The following is a 13,802-nucleotide window of genomic DNA, read 5'->3' on the forward strand; positions in this document are numbered from 1 at the left end:
CAGCTGTTCGCCAAGGTCAAACACTGGATGCGCAACGCCCAGGAACGTAGCCACGACGCTACATGGCGGCGCGTCGGTCAACTCCTCGACATCGTCTCACCGAACGAATGCGCGAACCATCTGCGAAACTCCGGATATGCTTCCGTCTAAATGGAGCACGCTCTAGCGGTTGTTCGCTTCATGCAACAGCGGCACCCTGCTGACGAACGAGCGCTTTGGTCCATGGGCGGTATCCGCGCAGATTGAACGAGGACTGCTTCAGGATCGACGCCACTTCGATTGAACGACCGCAACTGGGCGCAGAGCCGCTTGGCGGGTCAACCGTGGCGAATGGCGCGTTCCGGCACAAGCGGCCGTCCGCGCCTCGAACGCGTAATGATTCAGCTGATCGTGAGTGACCTGCTCCCTTAATTGGTGCCTCCGCCGCCTTGCCGTCGGACTCAGGGTGAGCGGCGCCAGCATGAGATCTCGCGATACGTCTTGAGCCATTCGCGACGAATTGGTATGATTTGGTGCCCGGAAAGGATGGGCACAGCGACACTCGAACCGTCGCTACGGTCGAAATGTCGGGCCATAATTCGGGCCACCGAAATTATGACTCAAGATATTGAATTTGATATCAAAATCTTGGTTCAAAAGTGTGAGTTCTCTTCTGGCACCATTCTTTCCAGGGCATTGTGCCTGAAGGAAAGATTTGAGAATGCGGCGCTTTCTGCAAGCGGCCGCTTGCGGTTGCTGGACCTGCCAGGCCTTGCCGCGACCGGCTCAGCGAATCTCGATCATGCCCCGGTCGCGCAGCGTGACGATGAAGGCGATCACCTCGTCGCGACATTCGGCCGCATCGGTCGCGAACTGCTCCGCGAGGGTCGCACAAAGTGCGGCCAGGGTTTGCGGCTGTTCCAACAGGCTCCAGATACGCGCGGCACTGCTGTTCAACTGCAGGAAATCGCCGCGCTCGGCATCGAGCACGACCATCTCGCCGTCGGATTCCGCGGCGATCATATCCGTGCGGCGGTGCAGGATCGATTCGTCCATGATCGTCGCGCTGTCAGCCATGCTGCGATACTGCCTTGGCGCCGCGGCGCGCATTAGAGTTGGAACGCATTTTCGAGCCAGATATCGCTCGCCAGCGCGAACCACAACGGGCTCAGCGACGATGGCAACGGGTCGCGCGCACCGGCGGCGCGCCAGGCGAGGTGCGGTTCGAGCAGCTGCCGCAGCACGGCGGGCTCGACCCAGCCGAGTTCGACGCAGCGCATCCGTTCGATCGGCCGCTCGCGCAGGATGTCGCTGATCGCGTCGACCAGGTGCGTCGCAAAGACCGCCTTGTCGCGGCGCAGACGCACCTTTTCGGGCAAGGTGCCGCGCATCGCCTCGCGCAACAGATATTTCCGTTCGCCATCGGCGCGCATCGTGGTGCCGTCTGCGCCCATATAGAATCGCGTGAGGCGTAGATCGTGCAGCGGGTGGCGGATTTCGACCCCGCGACTCTCGGCATAGGCCAGCATGTTGTCGGCGTTGACGTGGCGACGCGCGGTCGTGAACACGGCGAAGCGATTCTTCTGGGCAAACCCCTTCAGCCGGACGGGGATATGGTCGTCCTGCCAGCGATCGCGCAGGCCGATGCGCTCCGCCCAATCGGCGCGCACCCAGGGCGGTGCCTCGGCACCATAGGCAAGCTGGGGATGGAACAACTGCGCACGATAGCGCCGGCTGACCAGCGGCATACCGCTGTGATAGAAGACGCGGCGCGCGGCGACATAGCCGGGCCGGTCGGGCCAGCGCTGTAGCCCGTCGCGCAGCAGCGCCAGCCAGCGCCCCTGCAGCAGCAGGTCGGGCCAGTGCGCCTGCGAGCCATTGAGCCAGTCATCGCCGCCCTCACCGGTCAGCAGGACGCGGCCGTTGCCCGCCTCGAGATGCGCACAGGCATTGGGCAAAGTATCGAGCACATTGGGCCGCAACGGCAATTGATAGGTCGCGGCGCACCAGGCGCGGGCGGTTTCGAGGTCGAAGCGCCGCGCGCCGATCACCGTTGCGGTGATGCCGAGATGCGCCTCGACCGCGCTGCTAAATTCGGTTTCGTCCTGCGGTTCGCCTGGGAAGCGCGCGCTGATCGCCTCGATCTGCCGATCGATCCGTCCGGCGCGATGAAGTTCGGTCGCGCGCGCAATCACCGATGAGGAATCATGCCCGCCCGACAGATGCCCGGCGATCGGCCCGTTGCTGCGCGTGGTGGCGATCAGCGCCTGGTCGAACAGATCGCGAAAGCGCGCGACATGCTCGGCGACCGAGAGATGCGACAGATCGTCATACGGCTCGTCATGCCAATACCATTGCCGCGTGCGGCCCTGCTCGACCGCCAGCGCCGATCCCGGCTGGAGCCGCTTGATGTCCTGCCAGAAGGTCTCTTCCTGGGTCGAGAAGCGCGCACTGATGAACTCGCCGATCGCGGCTTCGTTGAGCCGGCGCGGCAGCCCCAGCCCGAGAACCAGCCCGCGTGGCTCGGTGGAGAAGCCGAAGGTCTTGCCGTCGAAGGTCCATAGCAGCGGCCGCCAGCCGAACGGCGAGCGCAGCAGCAGCAGGCGCTGCTCGCGCGGTTGCCACAGCGCGATGGCGAAGTCGCCGACCAGCCGGCGCACGAAGCCGTCGCCGAGGCGTTCGAACAACGCCAGCGCGATCGCCGGATCGGGCGCCGCCGCCAGCGCCGCGCCGTGCCAGCCGAGCAGGTCGAGCAGCTCGGCGCGGTTGTCGAGCCGCCCGTCGAACAGGATGGCAATGCCCGATTCAGCGCCGATCAGCGGCTGGACCTCGCCGACGGCCTCGCGCGTGGTGGCATGTGCGGTACGGATGAAACCGACCGGCCCGTCATGCCAGCGCGTCGTGCCGTCGAAACCGCGCGGCGGCGCTGCGGCCTGCATCGCGTCAAGCATGCGGTCGGATACGCTGCGGCCGTCGACGTGCAGGATGCCGGCAATGGCGCTCAACGATCGACTTCCCGGCTCGGCATCGCCCGCGCTTAGAGCCCACGCACCGCCGCCGCAATGGTTCGGGGGCCGCCGGACACCGCCAACACGGAACGCCGAACGTCTGGCGGGGTTATGTCTAGCCTGACACAGCGAGGCGAGCATGACCGACCAGACCGACACCGTAACCAGGGCCGAGGACGAGCAGCGCGCAATCCAGGCGCAGGTCGCCGAGGCCGACGAGAAGGCGCCCGAGGCGAAAGGCGGCGCGATGCAGGCCGGCGCACGGCGCTATCCCGAGCCGCCCCTCCCGCAGCAACACCAGGCCAAGCCCGGCGACGAAGCGGCGCTCGACCCGGCGCCGATGTATGACGCACCCTTCTACAAGGGGTCGGGCAAGCTCGACGGTTGCGCGGCGATCATCACCGGCGGCGATTCGGGCATCGGCCGCTCGGTCGCGGTGCTGTTCGCGCGCGAGGGTGCCGATGTCGCGATCGTCTATCTCGGCGAGGAACAGCGCGATGCCGAGGACACGCGCAAGGCGGTCGAGGCGGAAGGCCGGCACTGCCTGCTCATCGCCGGCGACGTGCGCGACCGCGACTTCTGCATCGCAGCCGTGGAGCAGACGGTGAAGAAATTCGGCAAGCTCGACATCCTCGTCAACAACGCCGCCTTCCAGGTCCATGCGCCGAGCTTCGCGGAACTAACCCCCGAGCATTTCGACCAGACGCTCAAGACCAATCTCTACGGCTATTTCTTCATGGCGCAGGCGGCGGTGCCGCATCTCCAGCCGGGCAGCGCGATCATCAACACCGGGTCGATCACCGGCCTGGTCGGCAACAAGGACCTGCTCGACTATTCGATGACCAAGGGCGGCATCCACGCCTTCACCAAGAGCCTGTCGACGCATCTCATTCCCAAAGGCATCCGCGTCAACGCGGTCGCGCCCGGACCGGTATGGACGCCGCTCAACCCCAGCGACAAGGAAGCCGGCGACGTCGCGCAGTTCGGCGCCGACACGCCGATGAAGCGCCCGGCCCAGCCCGAGGAAATCGCCCCGGCCTATGTCTTCCTCGCCTCGAAGCAATGCTCGAGCTACATTACCGGCGAGGTGCTGCCGATCATCGGCGGTTATGCGGGGGGCTAACCCCTATTAGCCCCTCCCCTTCAGGGGAGGGGTTGGGGGTGGGGGCCCTCCACGAATACAATGATCGCGGCTATTGCGGCACCCCCCCACCCCAACCCCTCCCCTGAAGGGGAGGGCTAAGAAAACCCAACAACCTCGCCCAACCCCAGCCAGTCCGCCATCCGCCGCAACTCCCCCGCCAGCCGCTCTTGCGTCTCCCCCGGCGCGCCGGGCTCGAGATGGCAGCGCTGCACCAGCAAGCGCCCGCTTTGCCGGTCGGCCTTGAGATCGACCCGCGCGACGATCCGGTCGTCGAGCAGCAACGGCAGCACATAATAGCCATGCACGCGCTTTTCGGCCGGCACATAGATCTCGATCCGGTAGCGAATGCCGAAGATCCGTTCGGTCCGCGCGCGCTCCCAGATCAGCGGGTCGAAAGGCGCGAGCAGCGCGGCACCCTGCACGCGGCGCGGGATTCGGGCATCGCGGTGCAACCAGGCCGGCCTGTCCCAGCCCTTCACCGTCACCGGCAGCAGCACGCCTTCCTCGACCAGCGCCTCGATCGCAACGCGCGTCTCGTCCGGCGCGAGCCGGAAATAGTCGCGCAGCTCGATCGCGGTCGCGACACCCATCGCCCGCGCCGAACGCTCGACCAGCGCGCGCTGCGCCGTCGCCGCGGCGGGCGTCGGCAGCGCGAGGATCGTCGGCGGGATGACGCGCTCGGGCAGGTCGTAGACGCGCTCGAAACTGTTGCGACGCGTCGCGGTCGTGACATGCCCGGCCCAGAACAGCCATTCGAGCGTCGCCTTGGTGTCGCTCCAGCCCCACCAGCCGCCATTGCCCTTGCTGCCGTCGAAATCCGACGCGGCGAGCGGCCCTTCGCCACGGATGCGATCGAGCAGCGCCGTCGCCTCGCTCCGGCGCTCGGTCGCGAAGCGCCTGAGGCTGGTCCAGCCACGCTCGCCACGATCGGCCTGCGCCATGCGCCAGCGCAACAGCGGATGGAGGTCGAGCGGCAGCAGCGACGCCTCGTGCGCCCAATATTCGAAGCGCCGCCGCGCGCGCTTCGGTCCCCAGGCGGCATGGTCGAACAACGCCCGATCATAGCCGCCGAGGCGTGAGAAGGCCGGGAGATAATGCGCGCGCGACAAGACGTTGACGCTGTCGATCTGGTGCAGCGCGAGCGCATCGAGCGTGCGGTCGAGGTGCCGCGCCGTCACCGTCGCGGGCAATCGCGCGCCGAAACCCTGTGCCGCCAGCGCGATGCGACGTGCCTCGGCGGACGAAATCTGTTCCCTCATCGTTCCCCTCATCGCATCATCGCGCTACACCACGCAAGATGACGCGCAAGATCATCCATATCGACATGGACGCGTTCTTCGCGGCGGTCGAACAGCGCGACAATCCGGCGCTGCGCGGCAAGCCGGTCGCGGTCGGCAGCGCGAGCGGGCGCGGCGTGGTCGCGGCGGCGAGCTATGAGGCCCGCACCTTCGGCGTGCGCTCGGCGATCCCCTCGGTCACCGCGCTCAGGCGCTGCCCCGACCTGATCTTCGTGCCGCATCGCTTCGACGTCTATCGCGCCGTGTCGCAGCAGATCCGCGCGATCTTCCGCGACTATACCCCGCTGGTCGAGCCGCTGTCGCTCGACGAGGCCTATCTCGACGTCACCGCCAATCTGCGCGGCCTGCCCTCGGCGACCGCGACGGCGCGCGAGATCCGCCAGCGCATTCATGACGAGACGCAGCTCACCGCGTCGGCCGGCATCTCCTACAACAAGTTTCTCGCCAAGCTCGCCTCGGACCAGAACAAGCCCAACGGCCAGTGCGTCATCACCCCCGAACAGGGCGAGGCGTTCGTTGCCGCGCTGCCGGTCGGGCGTTTCCACGGCATCGGCCCCAAGACCGCGGAGAAGATGAACCGGCTCGGCATCATGACCGGCGCCGACCTGCGCGGCTGGGAGCTGCCGGCGCTGCAACGCGCCTTCGGCAAGGCCGGCGCCTGGTATCATGGCCTGGCGCGCGGACAGGACGATCGCCCGGTCGAGCCCAACCAGCCGCGCAAGTCATCGGGGTCGGAGACGACCTTCGCGATCGACCTCGCCACGCCCGAGGCGGTCGAGGCGGCGTTGCTGCCGCTCGCCGGCGATGTCTGGGCGTGGTGCGACAAGACCGGCGGGCGCGGCCGCACCGTCACGGTCAAGGCGCGCTACGATGACTTTCGCACCGTGACGCGCAGCCGCACGCCCGGCGGGCTGATCGAGGATCGCGCGACGCTCGACGGGCTGGCGCTGGCGCTGGTCCGCACGCTGTTCCCGCTGCGCGCGCCGATCCGCCTGCTCGGGGTGACGCTGTCGACCTTCGACCCGCCCGGCGATTCAGAGCCCCGGCTGGACCTGTGAGATGTCGGGAATCGCGGTGCGGTGCTGCCGCCCCCAGCTGCCGCGCCCGGTGAGGAAGGCGACCCAGCCCCATAGTGCGCCGGTGTGGCGCAGCAGCTGAAAGGTGAACGGCTCGGCGATCGCGGCGACGATCGCCGGCCCGATGCCGAGCCCTTCGCGCTGCCCGGTCCAGCGCTTGTAGATGCCGAGCGACCAGAGATGGAAGCTCAGGTCGATGACGATCTTGGCGACCATCACCAGCAGGATCGGCAGCGCGATGAAGAAACGCCCGGTCGCGACGATGACGATCAGGATGACGAAGGCGGCGAGACCATAGACCGGCTGGAGCGTGTCGAGCGCCTTGACCGGCAGCATCCAGCGCCCGAGCATCCCGAAGCGGCCGTTGCCGACCATGTCGCGGTTCCAATATTGCGTCTGGAGGAAGCCGCCGAACCAGCGCCGCCGCTGCTTGAGAAAGGCGAGCGGGCTCGCCGGCGCATCGGTGCTGGCCAGCGCCCCGCCGACGACGCGCACGCGCCAGTCGCGGCCATGATCGGCGGCGTGGCGGTAGAGCCGGTGGATCAGTTCATAATCCTCGACCATGCAATCGGGGTCGAAGCCGCCGACCTCGATAACCGGCGCGCGGCGGAACGCGGCGAATGCGCCCGAGATGAGCAGCAGGCTGTGGACCTGTTCCCAGGCATGGCGCGACAGGAAGTTGCGGACATATTCGTAGGACTGGAACCACTGGAACAGCCGCGCCTGCAGGTTCGGTCCGCAGATCGGTGCCAGCACGCCGGTCGCCGCGACCAGCTCGGGCTCGGCGGCGAAGGCGGCGCGCATCGCGCGGATCGCGCCGGGTTCGAGCAACGTGTCGGCGTCGACCGTCAGCACCACCTCGGTATCGATCGCCGCGATCGCGGCGTTGAGCGCGACCGCCTTGCCGCCATGCGGCAGTCGCAGCCAGCGTAGCGACGGCAGGTTGGTCGAGCCGGTCGCCATCGCGCCGAGCGCGGGCAGGTCGAGCCCGTAGCGCCGCGCGAGCACGGCGGCGGTGTCGTCGCTCGATCCGTCATCGGCGATCAGGATGACGTCGGGCGGGGTATCCTGCGCCGCGAGCCGGTCGATCGCGCTGGCGATCACCCGCGCCTCGTTATGCGCCGCGACGATCACCCCGAAGGTCACGCCATCGACCGGCGCATCGCGCGGCGCGGCACGCAGGTGGCGGATATTCCACGCGGTAAAGCCGAGCAGCACCGTATCGTAGAGGATGTAGGCAATGCCGATCGACCACACGACCAACCCCTGGCGGAAGAAGGCCTGCGCGGTCAGCACGATGAACAGCAGCGGCGCGACCAGCCCGATCACGCGGCTGGCGGCCGGGATCGGGCGCGGTGTCAGCCGTGGCGACTCGGCCACGAAGGTTTGCTCGAGAGAGGTCATGGTGCGGGGGAGTTCGTTACCGGATCGAGATGAACCTGCGATTGCGCGCCGCCTAGCGGTTGTGCAAGCTGCACGCTAGGGCATGGCCGACGAACGACGAAAGAACGACGATGAGCGACCGCTACACCCGCACCGCGATCGTGCTGCACTGGCTGATCGCGATCGGCATCATCGGCAATATCGCGCTGGCGTGGATCTGGCCGCTCGTCGCCGACGAGCAGGTGCGGCCGATGATCGACCTGCACAAGTCGCTCGGCATCACCATCCTCGGCCTCGCGATCATGCGGATCCTGTGGCGTCTCTCGCACAAGCCGCCGGCGCTGCCGCAAGCCTATAAGCCGTGGGAGGCGCGCACCTCGCACATCGTTCACTGGCTGCTCTATGGCGTGATCTTCGCCATGCCGCTGACCGGCTGGATCATGGACTCGGCGTGGAAGGATGCCGCCACGCACCCGATGCAGCTGTTCGGCCTGTTCGAATGGCCGCGCCTCGGGTTCGTCATGAACCTGCCGGCCGACACGCGCGAGCACATGCATACCCTGTTCGGCGAAGCGCATGAGCTGATCGCGAAGCTGGTCTATGGGCTCGTTGCGCTTCATGTCGCGGGCGCGCTCAAACACCAGCTGGAAGGCCATCGCGGCCTCCAGCGCATGTGGCGCTGACGATCCTACCCCCCTCCCTGGACAAGGGAGGGGCTGGGGGTGGGTCGGCGTGAGGTGAGCGAAACGGTCCCACGATAGCGACCCACCCCCGACCCCTCCCTTGTCCAGGGAGGGGAGAAGGTTAGAAACGCGGCGCGATCAGCGTGTCGATGGCGTGGGCGACGCCGTCCTGGTCGTTGCCGAGCGTGACGTGCTGCGCAGCGTGGCGCACCGCCTCGGGGCCATTGCCCATCGCCACCGACAGGCCGACCCGCGCCAGCATCGGCAGGTCGTTGGCCTGATCGCCGATCGCCGCGACCTGTGCGAGCGGCACGTCGAACGCTGCGGCGAGCGCGGTGACGCCGTCGCCCTTGTTGGCGGCGGGCGCGGTGACGTCGAGATAATAGGTCTGCGACTGGGCGATCGTCGCCCGCTCGCCAAAGGCGGCCACGGCCCGCTCGGTCAGGCCCACGAGCAGCGCGGGATCGTCGCTGACCAGCGTGATCTTGTCGGCGCGGTCGAGCAGGGGCGCGAAGTCGTCCGTCACGATCGGCGCCTGGTTCGCGGCGACGCGCTCGCTCGCGACATGCGCGCCCTGGTCGGTGCTGGCATACCAGCGATCGTCGACGAACACCCAGCGATCGACCGCAGCATCGCCGATCAGATCGAACACGCCGCGCGCCACATCCTCATCGATCGTCGCATGCGACGCGACGCTGCCGTCGCGGCGAAAGACGATGCCGCCGTTGAATGCCGCCATCGGTGCGTCGATGCCGAGCGCTTCCGCGATCGGCAGCATGCCCGAGCAGGGCCGCGCGCTGATGATGGTGAAGCCCATCCCCGCATCGTGCAAGCGCTTCACCGCGGCGATCGTCGCCGGGGTCAGCTTCTTCTGCTTGTCGACCAAAGTGCCGTCGACGTCGCAGACCAGCAGGCGGATGGTCATTGCGGCATCTCGACATGGCCGCCAAAGCCGAAGCGCATCGCCGACAGCAGCTTGTCGCCAAAGGTATGGTCGACCCGGCTGCGGTAGCGCGCGAACAGCGCGGCGGACAGGACGTTGACCGGCACCGATTCTTCCATCGCTGCCTCGATCGTCCAGTGGCCCTCGCCCGAATCGGCGACCTTGCCGGTGAACGCCTCGAGCTTCATGTCCTTGGCCAGTGCGATCGCCGACAGGTCGAGCAGCCACGACGAGATCACGCTGCCGCGCCGCCAGACCTCGGCAATATCGGTCAGGTTGAGGTCGAAGCGCTCATCCTCGGGAAGCTTGTCGGAGTTCTTCGAGGCGAGGATGTCGAAGCCTTCGGCATAGGCCTGCATCAGGCCGTACTCGATGCCGTTATGGACCATCTTGACGAAATGGCCCGACCCGGCGGGGCCGGCATGGATATAACCCTGCTCGGCGCGCGGATCCTCGCCCTCGTCTTCCATCCGATTTGGCGTTCGTGGAATGGTACCGATACCGGGGGCAAGCGCCGCGAGGATCGGGTCGATATGTTCGACCGAGGGTTTGTCGCCGCCTACCATCATGCAGAAGCCGCGCTCCAGCCCCCATACGCCGCCCGAGGTGCCGACATCGATATAGTTGACGCCCGTCTCGGCGAGCTTCTTCGCGCGGCGGATGTCGTCCTTGTAGAAGGTGTTGCCGCCATCAATGATGATGTCGCCCGCCGCGCAACCTTGGGCGAGCGTGGCGATGGTCTGCTCGGTGGGGTCGCCGGCCGGGAGCATCACCCAGTAGATGGCGGGGCTGGCGAGCTTCGCCTTGAGGTCGGCGAGGTCGCTCGCCGCAATGGCACCGTCCTTGACGACGGCGGCGACCGCATCGGCGGAACGGTCATAGACCACCGTCTCATGCCCGGCGCGCATCAGCCGCCGCGCGATGTTCGCGCCCATCCGGCCCATGCCGATGATGCCGATCTTCATGGCTAAACTCCGCTCGCTTGTCTGAAGTCCGTCTTACGAGAGCCGACGCTTGTGGCCCTGGGCTCCTGCGTTCGCAGGAGTACAACGCATCAAGCAGCCACCGGATGCTTGGCGGCGATCGCGCCGAGCAGGTCGTCGAACGCCTTGGCGAAGGAGGCGACGCCTTCCTCGACCAGGGTATCGGTGACGCCCGGCAGGTCGAGCCCGAGCCGGTCGGCCTCGGCCATGACATGGCGCGCCGCATCGACATCGGCGCCCAGCGTCTGCGCCACGGTGCCGCGCTCGCGGAACGCGTCGAGCGTCTTGGGCGGGACGGTGTTGACGGTGTTCGGGCCGATCAGCGTGTCGAGATAGAGCGTGTCGGGATAGGCTGGGTTCTTGGTGCCGGTCGATGCCCAGAGCAGGCGCTGCGGCATCGCGCCCTTGGCGGCGAGTGCCTGCCAGCGCTCGCTCGCGACGAACTCCTCATACCAGGCATAGGCCAGCTTGGCATTGGCGATGGCGACCTTGCCCTTAAGCGGCTTGGCCGCGTCGCCGCCAACGCCGGCGTCGATCTTGTCGTCGATCTTGCTGTCGATACGGCTGACGAAGAAACTCGCCACGCTGGCGATGCGATCGATCGGCTCGCCGCGTGCGGCGCGCTTTTCGAGGCCAGCGGCATGCGCCAGCGCGACGGCCTTATAGGCCTCGATCGAGAAGAGCAGCGTGACGTTGACGTTGATCCCGGCGTCGATCGTCGCTGCAATGGCGGGGATGCCCGCCGGTGTGCCGGGGATCTTGATCATCAGATTGGGGCGATCGACCTCGCCCCATAACTTCGCCGCCTCGACGATCGTCTCGTCGGTGTCGTTGGCGAGATAGGGCGAGACCTCGAGGCTGACATAACCGTCCTTGCCGTCGAGCTTGTCATAGACCGGGCGCAGCGTGTCGGCGGCGGTCTGGATGTCCTGGATCGCGAGATGCTCGTAGCGCGCCATGGTCGAGGCATCGGGATGCGCCTGGTCGAACGCGGCGAGCGCTTCGTCATAGGCGTCGCCATGCCCCATCGCCTTTTCGAAGATCGACGGGTTGGAGGTGACGCCGGTCAGCCCGTCCTCGTCGACCAGCTTCTGCAACCCGCCATCCGCGAGGAACTTGCGATCGACGAAATCGAGCCATACCGCCTGGCCCGCGCCTGCGAGATCATTCAACCGACCCATCACTTCGTCTCCAGCATTGCCTTGGCCTGCTTCACCACATTGTCGACGGTGAAACCGAACTTGTCCTGCAGCTTGGCGATCGGCGCCGACGCCCCGAAGGTCGCCATGGTGATCGTCCGGCCCGAAAGCCCGACATAACGATCCCAGCCGATCTCCCCGCCCATCTCGATCGCCAAACGCGCCGGGATCGCTTTCGGCAGCACCGATTCCTTATAGGCATCCGATTGCAGCTCGTAGCGATACCAGCTCGGCAGCGAGACGACGCGGGCGGCGATGCCTTCGGCCTTGAGCTGCTCATAGGCCGCGATGGCAAGCGACACTTCGCTGCCGGTCGCGATCAGGATGACCTGCGGGTTCTCGCTGTCGGCAAGCACGTAGCCGCCCTTGGCGACGCCGTCCGCCGAGGCATAGACGGTGCGGTCAAGTGTCGGTAGCGCCTGGCGCGACAGGATCAGCGCGGTCGGGTGGGTCGGCTCGGCGACGATCGCACGCCAGGCGGCGGCGACCTCATTGGCGTCACACGGGCGGATCGTGTCGAGGCCGGGGATCGCGCGCAGCGTGGCAAGATGCTCGATCGGCTGATGCGTCGGGCCGTCCTCGCCGACGCCGATCGAATCGTGCGTGAAAACCCAGGTCGCGGGCAGCTCCATGATCGCCGAGAGGCGGATCGGCGCGCGCATGTAATCGGCGAAGACCAGGAAGGTCGAACCGTAACCGCGCAGATGCGACAGCGTCATGCCGTTGACGACGCCGCCCATGCCATGTTCGCGCACGCCGAAATGGATGTTCGAACCACCATAATTGTTCGGCTCGAACGAACCCGCGCCCTTGATGTCGGTCTTGGTCGAGGGCGAGAGATCGGCCGAACCGCCGAGCAGCCACGGCACCTTCGCCGCAATGGCGTTGAGCACCTTGCCGCCGGCATCGCGCGAGGCGATTCCCTTGGGGTCGGCATCGAACACCGGGATGTCGGCGTCCCAGCCATCGGGCAGCTTGCCGGTCAGCATCGCGTCGATCTGCGCGGCGAGATCGGGATAGGCACTGCGATATTCGGCGTATTTCGCTTCCCATGCTTCGCGCAAGGGTGCGCCGCGTCCGGCGATCTCGCCATGGAAATGGTCGAGTACGCCGTCGGGGACGCGGAAATTCTCGTCCTCGGGCCAGCCATAAGCGCGCTTGGTCGCCTTGACATTGTCGACGCCGAGCGGCTCGCCATGCGCCTTTTCGCTGCCGGCGCGGGGCGAGCCCCAGCCGATGATCGAATGGACGACGATGAAGGTCGGCTTGTCGGTGGTCGCGCGGAAGGTATCGAAGGCGGCAGACAAAGCGGCGACGTCATTGGCGTCGTCGACATGGATGACGTTCCAGCCATAGGCCTGGAAGCGCATGCCGACATCCTCGTCAAAGGCGAGCGCGGTGTCGCCCTCGATCGAGATGTGGTTGCTGTCGTAGATCCAGCACAGGTTGGACAGTTTGAGGTGGCCGGCCATGCTGGCGGCTTCGGCCGATACGCCTTCCATCATGTCGCCGTCGCCGGCGAGCGCATAGACGTCATGGTCGAACAGCTCGAAGCCGTCGCGGTTGTAGCGCGCGGCGAGCCAGCGCTCGGCCATCGCCATGCCGACCGAGTTGCTGCACCCCGCACCGAGCGGGCCGGTGGTCGTCTCGACGCCGGTGGTGTGACGATATTCGGGGTGGCCCGGGGTCTTCGAGCCGAGCTGGCGGAATTGCTCGATGTCGTGGAGGCTCACCGCCGCGTTGCCCGTCGGCTTGCCGTCGCGATCGATCTCGCGCACGCCGGCAAGGTGCAGCAGGCTGTAGAGCAGCATCGAGGCATGGCCGACCGACAGCACGAAGCGGTCGCGATTGGGCCAGTCGGGCCTGGCCGGATCGGTGCGCAGGAACTTCGCCCACAAGGCATAACCGACCGGGGCGAGCGCCATCGGCGTGCCGGGGTGACCCGAATTGGCGGCCTGCACCGCATCCATCGAAAGCGTCCGGATCGTGTCGATCGTCAGACGCGCGAGCGAGCCGTCCTCATGAACGTCTGCGGGAAGCGGGGTTGCGGTGTCGGACATCGGAGAGATCGCCTTGCTGGGAGATCGACCGAACGCGCGCGCATCC

The 13,802-nt window shown here is 67.0% G+C and carries 11 protein-coding genes and 1 pseudogene; 4 read left to right on the forward strand and 8 right to left on the reverse strand.

Annotated features, from left to right (window positions below; genetic code table 11):
- Window positions 1-150: pseudogene (locus U1839_RS05320) on the forward strand (IS630 family transposase); the annotation flags it as partial.
- A 615-nt stretch (window positions 151-765) separates the two neighbouring features.
- Here the strand turns inward: U1839_RS05320 and U1839_RS05325 are convergent.
- Both U1839_RS05325 and U1839_RS05330 read right to left on the reverse strand, forming a co-directional pair.
- On the reverse strand, window positions 766-1,035 hold the full coding sequence (locus U1839_RS05325) for an HPr-rel-A system PqqD family peptide chaperone (RefSeq protein WP_332802626.1): 270 nt from the start codon (window positions 1,033-1,035) through the stop codon (window positions 766-768).
- Between the two features lie 53 nt (window positions 1,036-1,088).
- Window positions 1,089-2,984, reverse strand: coding sequence for an asparagine synthetase B family protein (locus tag U1839_RS05330; protein ID WP_332802627.1), 1,896 nt, complete (start codon window positions 2,982-2,984; stop codon window positions 1,089-1,091).
- A 142-nt stretch (window positions 2,985-3,126) separates the two neighbouring features.
- On the opposite strand from U1839_RS05330, the gene U1839_RS05335 reads away from it, so the two are divergent.
- Complete coding sequence (locus tag U1839_RS05335) at window positions 3,127-4,110, forward strand: SDR family oxidoreductase (protein ID WP_443030573.1); 984 nt, start codon at window positions 3,127-3,129, stop codon at window positions 4,108-4,110.
- 116 nt (window positions 4,111-4,226) lie between these two features.
- On the opposite strand, the gene U1839_RS05340 is transcribed toward U1839_RS05335, so the two are convergent.
- Window positions 4,227-5,390, reverse strand: a complete 1,164-nt coding sequence (locus U1839_RS05340; protein WP_332802628.1) for a winged helix-turn-helix domain-containing protein — start codon at window positions 5,388-5,390, stop codon at window positions 4,227-4,229.
- A gap of 38 nt (window positions 5,391-5,428) precedes the next feature.
- On the opposite strand from U1839_RS05340, the gene dinB reads away from it, so the two are divergent.
- Window positions 5,429-6,487, forward strand: a complete 1,059-nt coding sequence (dinB, locus tag U1839_RS05345; RefSeq protein WP_332802629.1) for a DNA polymerase IV — start codon at window positions 5,429-5,431, stop codon at window positions 6,485-6,487.
- Here the strand turns inward: dinB and U1839_RS05350 are convergent.
- Window positions 6,464-7,909, reverse strand: coding sequence for a glycosyltransferase family 2 protein (locus U1839_RS05350; RefSeq protein WP_332802630.1), 1,446 nt, complete (start codon window positions 7,907-7,909; stop codon window positions 6,464-6,466). The genes dinB and U1839_RS05350 overlap by 24 nt on opposite strands.
- Window positions 7,910-8,019: 110 nt before the next feature.
- Between U1839_RS05350 and U1839_RS05355 the strand changes: the two genes are divergently transcribed.
- Complete coding sequence (locus U1839_RS05355) at window positions 8,020-8,571, forward strand: cytochrome b (protein ID WP_332802631.1); 552 nt, start codon at window positions 8,020-8,022, stop codon at window positions 8,569-8,571.
- A gap of 121 nt (window positions 8,572-8,692) precedes the next feature.
- On the opposite strand, the gene U1839_RS05360 is transcribed toward U1839_RS05355, so the two are convergent.
- From U1839_RS05360 to tkt, 4 genes are all read right to left on the reverse strand, one after another.
- Window positions 8,693-9,496: a Cof-type HAD-IIB family hydrolase gene (locus U1839_RS05360; protein WP_332802632.1), complete on the reverse strand. Its 804-nt coding sequence runs from the start codon at window positions 9,494-9,496 to the stop codon at window positions 8,693-8,695.
- Entirely contained in the window at window positions 9,493-10,479 is a 987-nt protein-coding gene (gene gnd / locus U1839_RS05365) for a phosphogluconate dehydrogenase (NAD(+)-dependent, decarboxylating) (RefSeq protein WP_332802633.1), read from the reverse strand. The genes U1839_RS05360 and gnd overlap by 4 nt, the downstream gene beginning before the upstream one ends.
- A gap of 89 nt (window positions 10,480-10,568) precedes the next feature.
- A complete protein-coding gene (gene tal / locus U1839_RS05370; protein WP_332802634.1) occupies window positions 10,569-11,678 on the reverse strand; it encodes a transaldolase in 1,110 nt (369 codons plus the stop codon).
- Window positions 11,678-13,756: a transketolase gene (gene tkt / locus U1839_RS05375; protein WP_332802635.1), complete on the reverse strand. Its 2,079-nt coding sequence runs from the start codon at window positions 13,754-13,756 to the stop codon at window positions 11,678-11,680. Before tkt ends, tal begins: the two co-directional genes overlap by 1 nt.
- Window positions 13,757-13,802 lie beyond the last annotated feature (46 nt).

It is taken from the genome of Parasphingomonas halimpatiens, assembly GCF_036663795.1.
In the GTDB taxonomy this organism is placed as follows: Bacteria; Pseudomonadota; Alphaproteobacteria; order Sphingomonadales; family Sphingomonadaceae; genus Sphingomonas.

Bases quoted from the DNA above. Each gene is read 5' to 3' on its own strand.
- U1839_RS05325 (WP_332802626.1), bottom strand. From the start codon at position 1,035: ATGGACGAATCGATCCTGCACCGCCGCACGGATATGATCGCCGCGGAA.
- U1839_RS05335 (WP_443030573.1), top strand. From the start codon at position 3,127: ATGACCGACCAGACCGACACCGTAACCAGGGCCGAGGACGAGCAGCGC.
- U1839_RS05340 (WP_332802628.1), bottom strand. From the start codon at position 5,390: ATGAGGGAACAGATTTCGTCCGCCGAGGCACGTCGCATCGCGCTGGCG.
- dinB (WP_332802629.1), top strand. From the start codon at position 5,429: ATGACGCGCAAGATCATCCATATCGACATGGACGCGTTCTTCGCGGCG.
- U1839_RS05350 (WP_332802630.1), bottom strand. From the start codon at position 7,909: ATGACCTCTCTCGAGCAAACCTTCGTGGCCGAGTCGCCACGGCTGACA.
- U1839_RS05355 (WP_332802631.1), top strand. From the start codon at position 8,020: ATGAGCGACCGCTACACCCGCACCGCGATCGTGCTGCACTGGCTGATC.
- U1839_RS05360 (WP_332802632.1), bottom strand. From the start codon at position 9,496: ATGACCATCCGCCTGCTGGTCTGCGACGTCGACGGCACTTTGGTCGAC.
- gnd (WP_332802633.1), bottom strand. From the start codon at position 10,479: ATGAAGATCGGCATCATCGGCATGGGCCGGATGGGCGCGAACATCGCG.
- tal (WP_332802634.1), bottom strand. From the start codon at position 11,678: ATGGGTCGGTTGAATGATCTCGCAGGCGCGGGCCAGGCGGTATGGCTC.
- tkt (WP_332802635.1), bottom strand. From the start codon at position 13,756: ATGTCCGACACCGCAACCCCGCTTCCCGCAGACGTTCATGAGGACGGC.